The 17527-nt window shown below is 74.0% G+C and carries 18 protein-coding genes and 2 pseudogenes; 6 read left to right on the top strand and 14 right to left on the bottom strand.

From position 1 onward, the window contains the following. Positions 1–101: 101 nt before the first annotated feature. From IF43_RS39695 to IF43_RS0120950, 3 genes and pseudogenes are all read right to left on the bottom strand, one after another. Positions 102–1079: an excalibur calcium-binding domain-containing protein gene (locus IF43_RS39695; protein ID WP_051795734.1), complete on the bottom strand. Its 978-nt coding sequence runs from the start codon at positions 1077–1079 to the stop codon at positions 102–104. Positions 1080–1362: 283 nt separating this feature from the next. Then, positions 1363–1523 (bottom strand): annotated as a pseudogene (locus IF43_RS42885) (HNH endonuclease); the annotation flags it as partial. A 93-nt stretch (positions 1524–1616) separates the two neighbouring features. After that, positions 1617–2075, bottom strand: coding sequence for a MarR family winged helix-turn-helix transcriptional regulator (locus IF43_RS0120950; protein ID WP_030202748.1), 459 nt, complete (start codon positions 2073–2075; stop codon positions 1617–1619). Positions 2076–2137: 62 nt separating this feature from the next. Here IF43_RS0120950 and IF43_RS0120955 point away from each other — a divergent pair, with 62 nt between their 5' ends. Beyond that, positions 2138–2506, top strand: coding sequence for a VOC family protein (locus IF43_RS0120955; RefSeq protein WP_030202749.1), 369 nt, complete (start codon positions 2138–2140; stop codon positions 2504–2506). Between the two features lie 208 nt (positions 2507–2714). Here IF43_RS0120955 and IF43_RS0120960 read toward each other — a convergent pair whose 3' ends face one another. The 7 genes from IF43_RS0120960 to sigK form a co-directional block, all read right to left on the bottom strand. After that, on the bottom strand, positions 2715–2918 hold the full coding sequence (locus IF43_RS0120960) for a cold-shock protein (protein ID WP_030202750.1): 204 nt from the start codon (positions 2916–2918) through the stop codon (positions 2715–2717). A 243-nt stretch (positions 2919–3161) separates the two neighbouring features. Further along, the gene (locus tag IF43_RS0120965) at positions 3162–3512 is read right to left on the bottom strand and encodes a MerR family transcriptional regulator (RefSeq protein ID WP_030202751.1); all 351 of its coding nucleotides are present in this window, start codon (positions 3510–3512) and stop codon (positions 3162–3164) included. Between the two features lie 648 nt (positions 3513–4160). Continuing rightward, positions 4161–5426 carry a HEAT repeat domain-containing protein gene (locus IF43_RS0120970; RefSeq protein WP_158939440.1) on the bottom strand — a complete coding sequence of 422 codons (1266 nt, stop codon included), beginning with the start codon at positions 5424–5426 and terminating at the stop codon, positions 4161–4163. 62 nt (positions 5427–5488) lie between these two features. Beyond that, positions 5489–6181, bottom strand: a complete 693-nt coding sequence (locus tag IF43_RS0120975; RefSeq protein WP_030202753.1) for an SDR family oxidoreductase — start codon at positions 6179–6181, stop codon at positions 5489–5491. A gap of 265 nt (positions 6182–6446) precedes the next feature. Further along, positions 6447–7385, bottom strand: coding sequence for an alpha/beta fold hydrolase (locus IF43_RS38730; RefSeq protein WP_234332394.1), 939 nt, complete (start codon positions 7383–7385; stop codon positions 6447–6449). Positions 7386–7472: 87 nt separating this feature from the next. Next, complete coding sequence (locus IF43_RS0120985) at positions 7473–8225, bottom strand: anti-sigma factor (protein ID WP_030202760.1); 753 nt, start codon at positions 8223–8225, stop codon at positions 7473–7475. Further along, on the bottom strand, positions 8222–8884 hold the full coding sequence (gene sigK, locus IF43_RS0120990; protein ID WP_078910326.1) for an ECF RNA polymerase sigma factor SigK: 663 nt from the start codon (positions 8882–8884) through the stop codon (positions 8222–8224). Before sigK ends, IF43_RS0120985 begins: the two co-directional genes overlap by 4 nt. 476 nt (positions 8885–9360) lie before the next feature. Here sigK and IF43_RS0120995 point away from each other — a divergent pair, with 476 nt between their 5' ends. From IF43_RS0120995 to IF43_RS0121015, 5 genes are all read left to right on the top strand, one after another. Continuing rightward, entirely contained in the window at positions 9361–10164 is an 804-nt protein-coding gene (locus IF43_RS0120995; protein ID WP_078910327.1) for a sigma-70 family RNA polymerase sigma factor, read from the top strand. 142 nt (positions 10165–10306) lie between these two features. Further along, a complete protein-coding gene (locus IF43_RS0121000; RefSeq protein WP_030202767.1) occupies positions 10307–11563 on the top strand; it encodes an NAD(P)/FAD-dependent oxidoreductase in 1257 nt (418 codons plus the stop codon). Further along, positions 11563–12477: a DUF1365 domain-containing protein gene (locus IF43_RS0121005; protein WP_063753376.1), complete on the top strand. Its 915-nt coding sequence runs from the start codon at positions 11563–11565 to the stop codon at positions 12475–12477. The genes IF43_RS0121000 and IF43_RS0121005 overlap by 1 nt, the downstream gene beginning before the upstream one ends. Positions 12478–12512: 35 nt before the next feature. Next, the gene (locus tag IF43_RS0121010; RefSeq protein WP_051795742.1) at positions 12513–13838 is read left to right on the top strand and encodes a cyclopropane-fatty-acyl-phospholipid synthase family protein; all 1326 of its coding nucleotides are present in this window, start codon (positions 12513–12515) and stop codon (positions 13836–13838) included. A gap of 130 nt (positions 13839–13968) precedes the next feature. Continuing rightward, positions 13969–14730 carry a DUF1295 domain-containing protein gene (locus IF43_RS0121015; protein WP_078910332.1) on the top strand — a complete coding sequence of 254 codons (762 nt, stop codon included), beginning with the start codon at positions 13969–13971 and terminating at the stop codon, positions 14728–14730. Between the two features lie 36 nt (positions 14731–14766). Here the strand turns inward: IF43_RS0121015 and IF43_RS0121020 are convergent, their stop codons facing one another. The 4 genes and pseudogenes from IF43_RS0121020 to IF43_RS40925 form a co-directional block, all read right to left on the bottom strand. Beyond that, entirely contained in the window at positions 14767–15978 is a 1212-nt protein-coding gene (locus IF43_RS0121020) for a MerR family transcriptional regulator (protein ID WP_030202772.1), read from the bottom strand. Between the two features lie 74 nt (positions 15979–16052). After that, on the bottom strand, positions 16053–16535 hold the full coding sequence (locus tag IF43_RS0121025) for an SRPBCC family protein (RefSeq protein WP_030202774.1): 483 nt from the start codon (positions 16533–16535) through the stop codon (positions 16053–16055). Between the two features lie 342 nt (positions 16536–16877). Continuing rightward, a complete protein-coding gene (locus tag IF43_RS0121030) occupies positions 16878–17246 on the bottom strand; it encodes a hypothetical protein (RefSeq protein ID WP_030202781.1) in 369 nt (122 codons plus the stop codon). Between the two features lie 142 nt (positions 17247–17388). Next, a pseudogene (locus tag IF43_RS40925) lies at positions 17389–17527 on the bottom strand (DUF2267 domain-containing protein); the annotation flags it as partial.

The following is a 17527-nucleotide window of genomic DNA, read 5'->3' on the forward strand; positions in this document are numbered from 1 at the left end:
GCGATCGTGCGCGTCCTGCCGCCGAAGGCCGGTCGCGGCCCCCTCGCACCGGACCGGCACAGCGTCTGCGTCGACGGCGGCCTCAGCCAAGTCCTGGGTCGTCAGCGGTCACAGGCGATGCCGTCGCCGTCCCGGTCGAGTGCCCGCCTGTACCCGGGCTCGCCCTTGTGGATGGGAGCGGCGCCGGCATTCTTTGCTTCGGTGCAGTTCTTGTAGTAGGAGTCTCCGCCGCCGCCGGAGCCGGAGGTGTTGTCCGAGTTGTCGTCCCCTGTGTTGTCGTCCCCCGTGCTCGGTGGCGTCGGGTCCGGGTGGAGCTGGGTGTACTCCGTCTTCGGGCACGCGGTTCCGGGCGCGGTGAGCTTGAGGTAGGCGGTGGTGGTCTTGGGGTATTGGATCTCCTTGCCCTCCTCGGGGTCCTGGAAGCAGACCTTCCAGTCGTCCGGGGAGGCGGGCACGGAGACGTCGGTGTAGGCGCTCTGCGGCTCGATCCGCTCGAAGCCGATCGGCGCGAGGGCCTTCGATGCCTGTGCGAAGGTCTGTCCCAGGACCTTCGGCGTCTTCGGGTAGGGGATCGGGGCGCCGTCCTCGGCCGGGCACGGCCACTCGTTGCGGACCACGCCGAAGTCCAGGGTGGGAATTCCTGCGACCGGCTTGGCGGCCACGGTCTGGAAGCACACCTTCCAGTTGTCGTCGTCCCACTGTCCGGCGTTGCCCGGTCCAGCGTCGTGGGAGATGGCGTTGTATCCGGCCGCGTCGGCAGCGGCCTTCGCCTGCTTCAGGTTCTCGCCGACGAACAGGGGCGCCGCCTTGGCCGAACCGGCGCCGGCGGAGCGAGAGGGAGACGGCCTGGGCGCAGCCGACTTGGGCTTGGCGTCCTGCCCTGCGCTGATGATGGCCCCGCAGGCGCCGAGCAGGAGCAATCCGATGACGGGGATGCCGCAGCCGAGTCCGACCTTCGCGCCCGTGCTCATGCCCTGCCTCGGCGGTGGGGCCGGGGTCCACTGCGGCTGGCCGTGGGGCGGGGGCTGCTGGCCGTACGGCTGCTGCGGGTAGCCGTAGCCGGGCTGCTGCGGAGGCATGGACACAGGGAGGGCTCCAGGGCATCAGTGGAGATGAGCGGCGCTCAGCCTAGACAGTCCGGCAAGCCGTGGCGCCGCGGTTCGGGAAATTCGAGACGAAGCCCGAAGGCGGAGACCCCGCCCCGCCGGCAGCACTTCCAACCCCGGCCTACGAGGCCCGGGTGAACTCCACGTCCGTACCACCGCAGCCCGCCGCGATGTCCAACCGCTGGTCCCGCTCCACCTCGTCAACCGCTCCCGTCCTCACGTCCAGGCCCCGGCGCCGCGTGGTTCCGGTCCGCCCCGCGCCGTGCCGGCACAGCGCGTCCACCGAGGGTGGCAGCCACCGGGCCGCCGGGTCCCGGTCCGCCTTGCTGGGGTCCGAGCGGCCGTGGCGACGACCAGCGAGGTCGGCCGGCCCCGGTCGTTCGCGTACGCCTCCCGCCGCGCCGGCGTCCACGCCGAGGGCCGTCTGTCGGTCTTCGAGGTCGCCGACGCGGAATTCAGGCTCGGCAGCCCTCCTGTCCGAGCGCGACGCTACGTGCGCCGCGGCACGGGCTACGCACCTTCGTCGTCACCGCGCAGGGAATGGATCATGCCCTGCAGGATCCGGAACGCCTCTGACTGCTCGGTCTCGGTCAGGCCGGCCAGCATTCTGGCCTCGACGGACCGGACGGCTGCGCTCGCCGTCTCGAGGCTTCGTCGGCCGCGGGGCGTGAGCCGCGTGGGGAGCGCCTTCCCGACGGGTGCCTGCGCAGGCCTTGTCACGTAGCCGTCCCGTTCCAGGGCCTGGAGCAGCACGTTCATCGTCTGCCGTGTCACGAACGCGCCCCGCGCGAGCTCGGAGTTCGACAAGCCCGGTCGTTGCGCCAGCAGTTCCAGGCAGGAGTAGTGCGTCACGCTCATCCCGAGCGGCCGCAGCACTTCCTCCATGGCCGCACGGAGGGCGCTCGACGCCTCTTTGAGCAGGTAGCCCAGTGACGTCTCCAGGTCGACGCCGACACCTTCTTGACTCATGTCAGCATTCTGACATAGCTTGCCGCATGTCAGAAAACTGACACGGAAAAAGGAGTGCCCTCATGCCCGCCACCGGCCCCGACTTCATCTCGCTCCAAGTGCGCGACCTCGACGCTTCACAGGCGTTCTACGAGCGGTACCTGGGCCTCGTCCGCTCGCCGGCCGGACCTCCGCACGCCGTCGTCTTCGAGACGAAGCCCATCGCGTTCGCACTCCGCGACGTCGTTCCCGGCACCGACCTCGCAACCGTCGCTCAGCCCGGCATCGGTGCCGCGATCTGGCTCCACGCCACCGACGTCCAGGCCATCCACGACGCGCTCGTCGCCGACGGTCACACCATTGCGTCCGCACCGATCGACGGCCCCTTCGGCCGGACGTTCACCTTTGCCGACCCCGACGGCTACCACGTCACGCTCCACGACCGCGCCTGATCGCCCAAAGGCCACCGGACGATCACCAGCGGTTGCGCCCTGGGGTCGGCGCAGTGTTCCGGTCAACACATGCTCTGCCGCTCCACGGGGCGATGGAAGGACCGCGCACAGGCGTGCGCGGTCCCCATCCGGCGGGCGTCCGGGCCGGTTTCCTCGGTCAGGGCGCGAAGCGGGCCGGTCGCGGCACTCGTAGGCCGAGCCCGAAAGGTCAGGCCAGGTTGATGTTCTCGGCCTGGGGGCCCTTCTGGCCCTGGGTGACGTCGAACGTCACGGCCTGGCCCTCGTGGAGTTCGCGGAAGCCGGTCGAGTTGATCGCGGAGTAGTGGGCGAAGACGTCCGGGCCGCCGCCGTCCTGGGCGATGAAGCCGAAGCCCTTCTCCGCGTTGAACCACTTCACAGTTCCCGTAGCCATGTTCATGCCTTCCAGTCGACGGACGCCTCCGCACGGTGCGGGAGGCGGAGGTGATCGCCCTGGTTCCTGCGGCACAGCACAGCAAAACACCCACCGCGAAGGCGTGGGCGAGGGGAACTTCCGAACCACGACAGCTGACGCAGACGATACCGCCGGCAACGGCCTGTCACCAGAGGAACCGAGCCGGTGCGTCCCGGCGGAGTACGGGTAGGGAACCCTCGTTGTTCCAGCGGTCCAGGGACCTCAGGCCGCGGCGTCCGGGCCGGGCGATTCGGCGGCGCGGCGGTACTCGGCGTTGAGACGCTGGGCCTCTTCGAGCTGGTCCTCGAGGATGATGATGCGGCAGGCCGCTTCGATGGGCGTGCCCTGGTCGACGAGTTCCCGGGCGCGGGCGGCGATGCGCAGCTGGTAGCGGGAGTACCGGCGGTGGCCGCCGGCGGAGCGGAGCGGCGTGATGAGGCGGGCCTCGCCGATCGCGCGGAGGAAGCCCTGCGTGGTGCCGAGCATCTCGGCGGCCCGCCCCATGGTGTAGGCGGGGTAGTCGTCGTCATCCAGGTGGCCGCCGAGCGGGCCGGTCGGATTGTCAGCTGCCATGAAACCTCTCTCATGCAACGGGTGAAACGGGTGAACGTGTCGAGGGGCCCTGGCGCCTATGGCACCAGGGCCCCGAAGGAACAGCTACACCATCTGCCGGCCCTGATACTGCACCGGCTTCCTGCTTCCGCCGGCCCGACCTGAACGGAGTCGGGACTGCGGGGATCGCGGTTGCTTGACCGGAGACCACCTCACTATCGATGTCCTGCGGTACCCGGGCTCCGCTTTCCGCCCGGGCGATCCTGATGGCGCTCGGTTCCTCCGTTCTTCCCTCTGGGGTCGATCACTTACCGGTACTGCTGTACTGCTCATTGCCGGTGGCCTGGCCGAGCGCCACCCTCTTCGTCAACTGCTTGGCAGCCCCCGATGACTGCGGGCCGCCCGGTCCGGTCGCCAGTCCCGTCGCCTTTGTAACCGCTCCGGCTTCGACACTCCGCCACCGCACCGTCCTGCAACTGCGGGTACTGCTGCCCGGTCATCTGCGCCGGGCCCTTGGTCCTCTCTGGGCTACGAAAGAAACCATACCCCCGCCGCCCACCAATGTCTACTTCGGCCGTCATAGATTTTAGGAAGGCGGCGCGGTAGGTATTCGGAGGTCCGCGCGCGAGGCCCCAGCCCGGATGCATCTGGTGGGTCGAGGCGGAGACGTCAGCGGCGGTCGCGGCGCCACTCGTAGCGCCACGCCGCTTCGAGGTAGGACTCCTCTTCCAAGGAACCGCGCTGAGGCGGGCCGAGGGAGCGTGCCGCTTCCACGCACCGCTCGTCGTCGTGGAGGGCGAGTCCGTAGACGGCGGCAAGCCGGACCAGGCGGTCCGGGTCGTCCAGTACGGCGGCCATGGCGTCCGCGAGGTCGGGATCGTGCTCTCGTCCCTCGGCAACCGTGCAGCAGGCCGTCTTCCGTACCAGTGCGTCCGGATCGGCCATCAGCCGCAGCAACGCCGCGCGGGCGTCGTTGGAGAAGGCTGGGGGTGAGGACGACCCGCCGGTGAGCCCGTGCGCCACCGCGCGCCGTACTCGGGCCTCGGAATGGCCGGCGTACGGCAGGAGGGCCGCCTCCGCGCGGCGGTCGCTGTGTTCTCCGAGGGCGACCAGCACCTCGGTGAGGACGGTGGGATCCGTCTCCTCGGCCGACCAGTCGGTGAACACGTCCAGAGCGGGACCGGCGAACGTGTCCTCGTCGCTGTCGTCGAACAGATGGGTCAGCCGGAGCACTTCGGCACCGAACAACCGGCGGGACGGGTCCGGGCTCGTGCGCAGCGCTGCCGCAGCGGTCCAGGTCGCCTGGTCGCGTCGGCCGGCCAGCAGGATGGTGGCACTGCTCCACGTCGTGTGGTTCTCCTGGTCGGCGTGGGCCGAGGCGCGGTCCGTCAGTTCCTCGAACGAGGTCCGGATCCCCAGCAGTTCCTCGACGTACGTGAGGATCGCCCCATGGCCGTCCCGCACGGTCATGCCACCAAGGGTGAACTCGTCGACGCTGCAGTACTCGTCGTCTTGAACCTGCGTACGGACCACGGCATCCCGGGAGCCCGTACGGCGTCGCAGTTCGGCCTCGACCCCCGTTTCGTGCCAGCGGCGCGCGAGGTCCCGCGCCTCCAGGAGTTCGGACTCGGGGTACCTGCCCCGGATCCCGTGGTCCAGGAGCGCGTCGAACAGAGCGGGCGAACCCCAGTCGACCGCCTCGCTCAGGGGGATGAGGTCCTCCTGCCTGCTCCGGGCGGAGTCCGCACCGTACTGGAGCAAGAGCTGAGCGATGTGCCCCGCGTGCATCCGGACCGCGAGGCAGAACGCGGCATCCCGAAGACCGGGGTCGCTGTCCTCATGGAGGAGGATCCTCACCGAGTCCGTGTCTCCGGCCCGGACCGCGGAGATCAGGGCGGACTCGACGTCCACCGCATTGCCCGGATCCGTGTCCACGCCATGTGACCTGGGAAACCCGGCCCTCCCGTCGGATGGGGAACCGCTTCTCACCAGCCTGCTCAGCCGAGCTGCCCGGTCGGCCGCACGGTGATGTGGTTGATGTCCACGCCCGCAGGCTGGTTGAGGGCGAAGACGATCGTGTTCGCGATCTGCTCGGCGGTCAGCGCAGTCTCGGGGCTGCCGCCGCGCTCGTCCCAGAACGGGGTGTCCACCACCCCGGGAGCGACGACGGTCACGCCGACCCCGTCCTGGCCGACCAGCAGCCGGGTGTTCTCGGCCAGCGCGTGCACGGCCCATTTGGTGACCGAGTACAGGTTGCCGGGCGTGTGGCGCACTCCCGCAACCGAACCCATCAGCACGATCCGGCCCTTGGACTCCCTGAGCTTCGGCAGGGTCTCCCGCACCAGCAGCGCCGGGCCCAGGACGTTGGTGAGGACCATGGCCCGCATGTCCTCGGGGGCATGGCTCTCCAGGTTCCCGGGCAGCGAGAACCCGGCGTTGGCAATGACGTTGTCCAGCCGGCCCCAGGTGTCCACCACGCGGCGCACGGCGGCGGCGACGTCGTGCTCGTCGCCGGTGTCCCCGGTGATCGTCAGGAGCCGCCCGCCCGCTCCGGCCGTGGCGGCGAAGGCGGTCAGCTTGTCCGTGTCCCGTCCGGTGACAGCCACCCGGTGGCCCTCCTTGAGCAAGGCTCGGGCGGTGGCGGCACCAATGCCGGTCGAGCCTCCGGTGATCAGCGTGACAGGTCCCATCGGACGGCCTCCTCGGCGCTGCGGTCGGGGCACGACCCTACCGACCGCCCCCAAGTCGCCTGCGCTGGGCCCCGGACCGAGACGACTCGGCCGAACGCCTCGACGCCGCCGTGCGCGCGGGCACGGCGCGCGGGGGGTCCCCGGTCCTCCACGGCACCCGCGAGGGCGTGCTGCGCGGGCTGGTCACGACGGGAGGGGCGGTCACCTCCGCCCGGGTGGTGCTCGCGGCGGCGTTCGCCGCGCTGAGGTCCGGGGCGACGGCCCCTCACCGTCCGGGAGCGGCGCCGGCCGGTCCGTGGGCGGGGCGGGGGAGGCCTCCGGCGGCGAAGCCGGCGGCGACGGCCGCAGGGAGGTCTCCCAGGCCGAGTAGCGCGGCGGCGGTCCGGGCCGTGAGGCGGTGCCAGTGCCGCGCGCCGCGGATCATGGTGTGGGCGCCGGCCGGCATCCGCACCCCCGCCGCACGGGCACCGGCGGCGTGGGCACGGGCCAGGTAGCTCCAGGTGTCGGCGGCGGCGGTGACGCGGTCGGCCTCGTCGTGGAACGCCACGACGGTACGGCCGCGCAGGTGGCCGACGCCGTCGTCCGGAGGGCACCACGGGGCGAGGGCGATGACGCCGGCGACGCCGGGGACGGCCGCCGCGCGGAGCGCGGCCCGGCCGCCCATGGAGTGCCCGACCAGGACCACGGGGACCGGGCCCACGAGGCCGCGGAGTTCGTCCAGGGCACGGTGGACGTCGGCGACCGGGTGGGCATGGTGCCCGTTCCAGCCGCGGTGCCGGTAGCGGACCCGGGCGACCAGCACGTCGCCGGAGGCGGTGGCCTTCCCGATCGCCCGTGCGAAGGGCCGCATCCGCAGATCGGGCGGGTTCAGGGCGGACGGGGGCTGCAGTCCGGCCTCCCGCCCTCCGTGCAGCAGCAGGACCGCGGCTTTCACCCCGGCCGCGGGCAGGGGTCGGGCGGGCGGCAGCAGCAGCGCGGCCGGTTCGCCCGCCTGCCCGCGGTCCGCCCGGGCACGGTCCGTGTGCGCGGGTTCGGGTTCGGGCTGCTCACGGTCGGCCCGAGTGCGGTCGGCCCGACCGCTGTCGGTGCGCTCGCGGTCGGTCTGCGTGCCGTCGGTCCGCTTGCGGTCGGTCCGCTCGCGGTCGGTCTGCGTGCCGTCGGTCCGCTTGCGGTCGGTCCGCTCGCGGTCGGTCTGGTTGCGCACCGTCACCTCCTGTTTCCTGGTCGGCCGCTGCGGCGTGGCGGCGGCCGGCAGCCCGTCGCGGTGGCTGCTCGCGTGCGGTGGGGCGGGTCAGACGGGAAGGGGCATCACGAGCAGGGGGTCGCCGGTCGGCCGGGGCGACCCGCCGGCGGGTTCGAGGGTGAGGCCGACCGCCCCCGCGTCTCCGGGGCTGCCGGACAGGACGACCGTACCGTCTCCCTCGATGAACCCGGCCGGGCTCATCGTGCCGTCGTGTTCGAGCCACAGCTGGTAGGTCCGGCCCGCTCCGGGCGCGGGGAGGTTGCCGGCAGTGAAGACGGCCCTGTTCTGCCGCCGGGAGGTGACGACGGTGGTCAGGGCGCCGTTGGCGGCCCTGCCGTGGACGGTGCGGGCGTCGGGTGCGGCCAGGACGGTGCTGACGGCGTCCAGTTGCCGCTGGGCCTCTCGGGCCTCCTGCCGGAGGTCCTCGCCGGTGCGCGCCTGCCACACCGCGGCACCGCCGAGCACGGCGGCGGCCACGCCGGCGGCCAGGGCCAGCGGCACGGCCCTGCGGCGCAGCCCGCCTCGGACGGCGCGCTCGGACACGGTGGCGGCCGGGACGCGCGGGGGCAGTTGGCGCACCCCCTCGATGGCGTCCATGACCCGCGCCTTGGCCGCCACGGGCGGCGGTTGGGACACGGCGGCGGCCAGCCGTGCCGCGGTCGCCTCGAACTCCCCGGCCTCCTGCCGGCAGGCCTCGCAGGTCTTCAGGTGGGCGTCGAAGGCCTCGCGTTCAGCGGGATCGAGTGCGCCCAGGGCGTAGGCGGCGGCGAGGGTGTGGGCGTCGGACGCGTGGTGCTTCATGTGGTCACCCCCATGCAGTCGCGGAGCCGGATCAGCCCGTCGCGCATGCGTGTCTTGATCGTGGGAAGCGGTGTGCCCAGGGCTGCCGCGACTTCACGGTAGGTCAGCCCCTGGTAATAGGCCAGGATCACCGCCTGTCGCTGGAGCTCGGTCAGCCCGCGCAGGCAACGGCGTACCTGCTCGCTCTCCAGGCGGGTCTCGACCTGCTCGGCGACCTCGTCGAACGCGGTCGCGTGCGCGCGGGCGGCCTGGGCCTGCTCGCGGTCGGTGGCGGCCTGGGCCGAGCGGACCCGGTCCACGGCCCGCCGGTGGGCGACCGTCGCGGCCCACGTGGTGACGCCGCCGGCCTCCGGCCGGTAGCGGGCGGCCTGCCGCCACAGGTCGATCATCACCTCCTGGGCGACCTCCTCGGACTGGGCCCGGTCGCGCACGACCTTGACGACGATCCCGAACACCATGGGCGCGAGGGCGTCGTAGAGGGCGGAGAAGGCCTGCTTGTCGCCGCGGGCGACCTGCTGCACGACCTCGACGAGGCCCGCGCGGTCGCGACGGCCGGGGCGGGTGCCGAACGGGATCGGTTGGCTCACCGGCACCGCTCCGGCCGTTGCGAGAAGGCGGAGGGGCGGCCGGGGTCGGCCGTCGGGGGGCGGGGCGTCCATCGCATGCCGGTCCTTTGTCCGTGTCGTTCGGGCGTGGCCGGCCGTCCTTCGGGTGGGCCGGCCGCCGAACCCCGTGCGGGTGTGTCGTCGGTTCTTCGGAGCGGACGGGCCGGCGGATGGGAGGCAGTTCATCATCCGCGCCTCCTGCGGACCAGCCCCTGCGCGGAACGGGCCCGGCGAACTCGTCCGCGGGCGGGCCACGGAGGCGGTGCGGCGGACAGCGGCGCGGTGGTGCGGCGGCGGTAGCGGCGACGCCGGGGGGCGGCGGCCCGGCGATCGCGCGATGGAGCAGGGCCGCGACAGCCGCCGGAAACCGACGCGCGCCCCACTTCGATGCGGAAACGATGCGAATTGCGGCGCGGGGCCCGGCGGCCGGAACGTAGGAGGACACCCACGGGACCGCAGGGTCCCTCGGACCGCGGCTCCGCGGCGGCCGAAGGCCCCCGGACCCGCGCCCCCACCGGAGGAGGACCGTCATGACCGCGAACCGGACGACGGGCGGCTCCGACCTGGCGGAGCCCATCGGCAGCGTCAAGGGCACGGGCCCGCGCACGGACGCCGACACCGGGACCGGAGCCGAGACCGGGACCGGAGCCGAGACCGGGACCGGAGCCGACACCGGGACCGAGGGCGGCACCGGGGCCGACACCGATGCCTCGATCGCCGGTGGACTCGTCGCGGGCGACGAGCGCTGCCTGGACGCGGCCTACCGCCGCTGGGGCAGGCTCGTCCACACGATCGCCGCCCGGGCGCTCGGGGACCCCCGCGAGGCGGAGGACGTCACGCAGCAGGTGTTCGTGGCGGCCTGGCGCGGCCGGGCCGGCTTCCGTCCCGACCGGGGCACCCTGCCGGCCTGGCTGAGCGGCATCACCCGCCGGAAGGTCGCGGACGCCCTCACCGCGCGCACGCGCTCCACCGAACTCGTCCTGGCCCTCGGTGCCGGCCTGGAACACGAGGGCCGGGCGGGCCGTCCGGGCGGGGCGGGTGAGGAAGCGGAGCGGGTCGTCGACCGGCTCGTCGTCACCGCGGAACTGGCGCGGCTGCCGCGCGTCCAGCGCGACGTCCTGGCGCTCGCCTACTGGGCCGACCTGACGCAGGCGCAGATCGCCGACCGCACCGGCCTCCCGCTGGGCACGGTCAAGAGCCACGCCCGCCGCGGCCTCCAGCGCATGCGGCACAACCTCGCCCCCGCCGGTGCGGGCACGGGATCCGGCACCGACACCGGCACCGGCACCGGCACCGGCACCGGCAGGGACATCGGCACCGACATCCGCGGCTGATCCGGCCCATCCGGCCGGGCGAGGGCTCCGAACACCCCACCGCAGACACCGGCAGACACCGGACGACCGCACAGAACGGACCGCCGCCCCGGCAGGGCGCGGCGGCCGGTACACGAGAGGGGTGGAGACGAGGGTGGAGACGATGAGCGGACGTAGCATCGCCGTGGTGGGGGCGGGGGTGGCGGGCCTGAGCGCCGCCCACGTGCTCTCCCGCGCGCACGACGTGGTGCTGTACGAGTCCGAAGGGCGGATCGGCGGCCACGCGCACACCCACGAGCTGCCGGCCCGGGAGGGCGGGACGCTCGCGGTGGACACCGGTTTCATCGTCCACAACGAGCGGACCTACCCGCACCTCCTGCGCCTCTTCCGCGAACTCGGCGTCGCGACGCAGGACGCCGAGATGAGCATGTCCGTCCGCTGCGACGGATGCGGCCTGGAGTACGCCGGCGCGCGCGGGGTCCGCGGCCTGCTCGGCGGCGGCAACGCCCGCCGGGGCCGCCACCTGCTGACGCTCGCCGACGTCCCGCGCTTCCACCGTGCCGCGCGTCGCCTGCTGTCCGCCGACGACAGCACGCGCACCCTCGGCGACTTCCTCCGGGACCACCGCTTCTCGGCGCACTTCACCAACCACTTCGCTCTCCCCCTCGTCGCCGCCGTCTGGTCGTGCGCCCCTGACACGGCACTGCGCTATCCCGCCGTCTACCTCTTCCGCTTCCTCGACCACCACGGGCTCCTCTCGGTGACCGGGTCCCCGCAGTGGAAGACCGTCACCGGCGGTTCCGCCGCGTACGTCGAGCGCGTCGCCAAGTCCGTCTCCTCCGTCCGAACCGCGACCCCGGTACGCGCCGTCGTGCGCGGCGCCGACCGCGCCACGGTGGTCACGGCCGACGGCGAGGCGGTGGAGCACGCGGCCGTGGTCGTCGCGGTCCACCCCGACCAGGCCCTGCGCCTCCTGGCGGACCCCACCGAGCTGGAGCGGCGCGTCCTGGGGGCCTTCACCTACTCGCGCAACCCGACCGTCCTGCACCGCGACACGACGCTGCTTCCGCGCTCGCGGCACGCGCGCGCCTCCTGGAACTACCGGCTGCCCTCCTGCGCCGCCCGCCCGGGCAGCGTCCAGGTCAGCTACGACATGAACAGGCTCCAGCAACTGCCGTGCGCCGAGCCGCACATCGTCACGCTCAACCCGGACGACCGCCTCGACGAGTCGACGGTCCTGGCCCGGATGACGTACGAACACCCCGTCTACACCCCCGAGTCCGTCGCGGCCCAGCGCCTCCTGCCCGAGCTCCGTACCCCGGTGACCGCGTACGCGGGCGCGTACCACGGCTGGGGGTTCCACGAGGACGGCTGCCGGTCGGGTGTCGAGGCCGCCCGGCACCTGGGGGTGGACTGGTGATGCCCGCCGCGCCCCTGCCCCGCGCACCCGGGCTCGGTACGCCCGAACCCCCCGTGCCCCCGGCCGACGAGCCCCCGTCCCGCGCGCCGGACGCCGCCGACCTGCCGACCGTTCCCGCCCTGTACGAGACCGAGGTCGCCCACACCCGCACCACGCCCTTCCGGTACGCGCTGCGCCACCGGACGTACATGTGGCTGGTGGACCTGGACGACCTGCCCGTCCCGCCGGGGCCGCTGCGGCCGCTCGCCCGTTTCGACCCGCGCGACCACTTCGAGGGCGACGCGCCGACGGTGCGCGCCGGCCTCGACGCGTACCTCGCCGCGCACGGCGTACGGGAGGCGGACGGGCGGGTGCTGATGCTGACCCACGCGCGCGTCCTCGGGTACGTCTTCAACCCGCTCAGCCTGTACTGGTGCCACGACCGCGCCGGCCGTCCCGTCTGCGTCGTCGCGGAGGTCCACAACACCTACGGCGGGCGCCACTGCTACCTGCTGCGGCCCGACGGGCGAGCCCGCGCCGAGGTCGCGAAGGACTTCCACGTCTCGCCGTTCCTCGACGTCGAGGGCTCCTACCGCATGCGGCTGCCGCTGCCCGGCGACCGGCTCGACCTCACCGTCCAGCTCCGCCTCGGGGACGGCTCACGCCCGCTGACGGCCACCGTCCGCGGCACCCACCGGCCCGCCCGCCCGCGCACGCTGCTCGCGGCCGCGCTGCGCCATCCCTGGTCGACCCTCGGCGTCTCGATCGGCATCCGCCGGCACGGCATCCGCCTGTACCTCAAGGGTCTCCCGGTCCGGCCCCGCCCCCACCCGGGCCCCGGCGCCGGGTCCAGCCCCAGCCCCAGCCCCAGCTCCAGCTCCAGCTCCAGCTCCAGCTCCAGCGAACCCCGTCCCCTCCAGGAAGGCACCCCGTGACCTCCTCCCTCACCACGGGGCCGGTCGTCGCCCCGGTGGCCCCCGCGACGGCAGCCCCCGGCACGCCGCATCGCCTCGCGGTCGATCCCGAGCGGTGGCCCGGCGTCGCCCGGCTGCCCCGGGCATCGGCCGTGCACACGGCCGTCGCCCGTCGGCTCGTCGAGCGGGCGTTCGCGCGCCTGCCGCTGCGCGTCCGCGCCGCAGGCGACCCGCCCGCCGTGCCCCACGGCCGCGGGGGCGACGGCGCCCCGCCGACCCTGGTGCTCCACGCCCCGGACGCGTTCCACCGCCGGATCGGGGCGGACGGACTCATCGGCTTCGGCGAGTCGTACATGGCCGGCGAATGGGACGCCGACGACCTCGTGGGCGTCCTGACCGTCCTCGCCCGCCACGTCGACGACCTCGTCCCGGCGCCACTGCGCCGGCTGCGCGGCGCCTGGGTCCGGCGCCGCCCCGCCGCCGAGCTCAACACCCCCGAGGGGGCGCGCGAGAACATCCACCGCCACTACGACCTGTCCAACGAGCTGTTCGCGCTGTTCCTCGACCCGGGCCTGAGCTATTCCTCCGCGGTCTTCGACCCCCTCCCGGACGAGCCCGGGATCCTCTCCGACGCGCACTTCACCGCCGCGCAGCACCGGAAGATCGACCGGCTCCTCGACCTGGCCGGGACCGGCCCGGGCACCGCGCTCCTGGAGATCGGCACCGGCTGGGGCGAACTGGCGATCCGCGCCGCCGCCCGCGGCGCCCGCGTCCGTACGGTCACCCTCTCCGAGGAGCAGCTGGCCCTCGCGCGGCGGCGGGCGGCACGCGCCGGGGTCGCCGACCGCGTCAGCGTCGAGCTGCTCGACTACCGTGCCGTACGGGGCCGTTACGACGCGGTCGTGAGCGTCGAGATGATCGAGGCCGTCGGTGCCGAGTACTGGCCCGACTACTTCGCCGCGCTGCGCCGCCTGCTCGCCCCCGGCGGCCGGATCGCGCTGCAGGCCATCACCATGCCGCACGAGCGGATGCTCGCCACCGCCCGCACCCACACCTGGATCAGCAAGTACGTCTTCCCCGGCGGCCTGATCCCCTCCTCGCGGGCCATCGCCCGGGAGAGCGCCGCCGCGGGTCTGCGGATCACGCACGACACGGGCTACGGCGACCACTACGCGGCCACCCTCCGGCAGTGGCGGGAACGGTTCCTTCGTGAGGAGCCGGCCGTCGCCGCCCTCGGCTTCGACCGCGTCTTCCGGCGCATGTGGGAGTTCTACCTCGCCTACTCCGAGGCCGGCTTCCGGGCCGGCTACCTCGACGTCCGCCAGCTGCGGCTCGTCGGCGACGGCGGGGACGGTGCGGGGGGCGCGGAGAGCACGCCATGAGCACGGGTCGTGGCCGTGACGGCGCGGGCGCCGGTGCCGCCGTGTACGGGAGCCCGTCGTGACCGCCGTCGTCGACAGCGGTGCCTGGGGCGCGGTCCTGGCCGCCTCGGCGGCCGCGGCCCTCGCCGTCATGCTGGCGGCGTTCGCCGTCGGCACCGCGAAGCGCCTGCACCGGATCGTGGACGTCGCGTGGGGGGTCGCGTTCGCCGCCGTCGCCGTCGTGGCCTGGTCCCTCACGGCCGGTCACGGCGACGAGGTGCGCCGGACCGCCGTCGCCCTGGCCACCGTCGTCTGGGGCCTGCGGCTCGCCGCCCACATCGCCCGCCGCGGGCGCGGCCACGGCGAGGACCCCCGGTACGCCCGGATGCTGGCCCGTGCCCGCGGCAACCCCGTCCTCTACGCGCTGCGGACCGTCTACCTGCTCCAGGGGGCCCTCGTCTGGCTCGTCTCCCTGCCCGTCCAGGTCGCCGTCCTGGTGCCCGGCCCGCTGGGGGCGACCGGGGTTCTGGGACTCGCCGTCTGGGCGGTGGGCCTGGCCTTCGAGGCGCTCGGGGACCACCAGCTGGCCCGCTTCAAGGCCGATCCGGCCAACGGGGGCCGGATCATGGACCGGGGCCTGTGGAGCTGGACCCGGCACCCCAACTACTTCGGCGACTTCCTGGTGTGGTGGGGCCTGTACCTGACGGCTTGCGCCACCTGGGGGACCGCCCTCCTCGTCCTGGTCTCCCCGGTCGTGATGAGCGGACTGCTCATCTGGGGCAGCGGCAAGCGGCTCCTGGAGGAGCACATGGCCGATCGGCCCGGGTACGCGGCCTACCGGGCCCGTACGAGCGGGTTCTTCCCGCGTCCGCCGCGCGGTACGGCGGACGGGCGGACGGCCTCCGGCGGGTAGGGCGTCCTTCGTCGAGGCCGCCACCGCCGCGTACCGTCACTGAGCGGGTGCGGCCTGGTCCCCGTACCGTCGCGCGATCGCGTCCAGGGCCTCGCGCAGTCCGGCGGGCCGGACCGTGCCCGGACCGGGCGGTCGGCCGAGCCAGCCGGGGCCGGCGAGCAGGACGAGCGGGGCGGTGCGCGCTCCCCTCATCCCGAACGCCGTGTCCGCGACGTGCCGGGCCAGGGCGTGGTTCGCCGTGGACCGGGCCTGCGACCAGAGCGCGACGGCGGCCGGTCCCGACCGGCGGACCGCGGCGACCAGGGCCTCGTCCGGCACCGCCGCGCCGAACATCCTGACCGGTAGACCCCGTTCGGCGAGTGCCGCGGCGAGCGCCTCCAGCGGCAGCGTGTGCTGCTCCGCCGGGACGCACGCCAGCACGACCGGAGCGGCCGAGGAGGCCGGGGAGGCCGAAGAGGCCGGGGAGGCCGAAGAGGCCGGGGAGGCCGAAGAGGCCGCCGGCGGGCCGGGGCCGGTGACGGCGGCCCGCCGCAGCACGGTGGAGACGTGCCACGACAGCAGGTGCTCGACCTCGACGTAGCGGTCGTCGGAGGACTCCCACTTGCGGCCGACCGCGTGCAGTGCCGGGGACATCACCTCCTCCCAGGCGGTGACCAGCCCGTACCGGAGCACGACCTCCTCCAGGAGCCCGTCCATCGCCGGACCGTCGAGGCGCACCGCCGCGCGGGCAAGTCCCCGGCACTCCTGTCGTACGTCGCCCAGGGGAAGTCCGCCGCCCGGCCCCGCACGACGGCTCCCGCGGGACGGCCCGCCGACCGGGGGCCCGCCGACCGGGGGCGCGGCGGCCGGGAGTGGCGCGGCGACCGGGGGCGCGGCGGCCGGGAGTGGCGCGGCGACCGGGATCGCGCGCGGCTCCGCCGGCCCGGAAGGCCCCGACGGGTCGGGAGGGCGAGCCGGGCGGGCCGCCGGGGGTGCGGCTGCGCGTGCGTCGAGGGCCGCGGCCGGTGCTCCGGCGCGCAGCCGCCGGGCGGCCCGTGCCGCCTCGGCGGGCGGGACGCCGGACAACGTGAGGCGGCACATCTCCTCCATCATCGCCACGTCCGCCGGGCTCCACCTGCGGTGCCGCCCCTCCGCGCGCACGGCCGGCCCGATGCCGTACCGCTGGTCCCAGGAGCGCACCGTGGTCGGCGAGACCCCCAGGCGCCGTGCCACCGCCCCGGTCGTGATCCCGTACGCCGAATCGGACATACCACCCACCATGCGATGCGGAAACGATGCGCCCCGGGCTCCAGGATTCGCCGCGGGGGCGGGCGGCGGCGCGGTCAGGAGGGACGCTTCTCGGCCGCGGCCGGAAGGCGTGCGGTCACCCCGTCGGCCAGCCTCTCGAACTCGGGCCGCAGGAACGGTGCGGCGAGCCTGGCCAGACCCTTGAACGTCAGGGACGCCCGGTACGTCAGCCGGGTGCGGGGGCCCGCGCCGCCACCGCCGCCACCGGCATCCCCACCTTCGCCCACGCCCACGCCCACGAAGCGGAGGTCGTCGACGGCGGTGACCGTCCCGTTCTCCCCGACGAACACCAGCCGCGCCGGCTCGCGTACGACGAGCCGGTAGTCGAGTTCGGTCGTACGGCCCCGGAACCGCGACGTGTTGCGCCAGCGGGCGCCGGGCCGCACGGGCCCGTCGTCCAGCCGCACGCAGCTGACGGTGCCCGGGTCCCACTCCTCGGCACGGGCGAAGTCCTCCAGGTACGCCACGAGCTCGGACAAGGGTCGGTGCACCACGAAACTGCGCTCCACAGCGATCATCGTGCGGTCCTCCTTCCACGCGCCACCGAGTCCGGGGACCCGTCCACCGTCACCTGTGCTTCCGCGATGACGGCCCCGGTGGATGCACCCGGCGCGCACGCGCCCGCACCTGCCGGGTCGGCCCTCCCCCTTCGTCGGGCTCGAGGCTGTGAGCGACGGCCCGGGCCGCCCACACCAGGGGCCACCGTCGCAGGGCAGTACGAGCTCGGTGCGGTTCCGGCCGCGACCGCGCGCTGGCCTCGAGATACGACAAGCTCGCCATCCGCCACGGGGCGACCGCGACCATCACAACTCAACGAGTGCCTGGGACGCTCACGGCGCGGACGTCACGCGGCGGGCGGTTCATCGCACCGGTTCTCCGGGAGGGCACGGAGACCAGGGAAGTGCGTCACGCCAGCCCGGTCGGCCGCGGGCCCAGTCCTGAAGCACTTCGGCAACGGGCTCCACAGCGAACACCCCGTGCGCGCGCGGCACATGGGCGTGGAAGTGCCTGTCCGGGCCACCGTCACGGTATTCGACCTGGTAGCTGAGGTCATCGTTGAGGCCGACCTGCATGTAGTGCTGACCTGCCGGTTCGAGGTCGAGTCGCTGAACCACGACAAAGCGCCAGGTCAGGCTCATGTCGGCCAGCAGATCGTGCAGCTGATCGTCGGACGGGTCGTCCCACGACGTCCCGTCCCACTCGATCGCCCGCAGTACTGGTGTCGTCATGGGGGCGACTGTACGGGCTGATCACACTGCTGACATCGGCGGGCCCCCGCTCGTCAACCAGCTTGCGCAGCCCGGCCACCGAGGCCCCGGCCGTCCGGCCCGGTGTCGCCGGCGGCGGCGCCGGGCGGAAGGGGTGGAGTGGTCAGGCTGCTTTCGGGCGGCCGAAGAGCAGGTCGTAGCCGGGTGGGAGTTGGAGCAGGACGCGTTGGAGCAGGTCGTCGTCGACGGCGTCGGCGACGACGCTGAGGACGGCGCTGACGTCCCAGGCCGCGGTGGCCTCG

Source organism: Streptomyces sp. NRRL S-87 (genome assembly GCF_000719335.1).
In the GTDB taxonomy this organism is placed as follows: Bacteria; Actinomycetota; Actinomycetes; order Streptomycetales; family Streptomycetaceae; genus Streptomyces.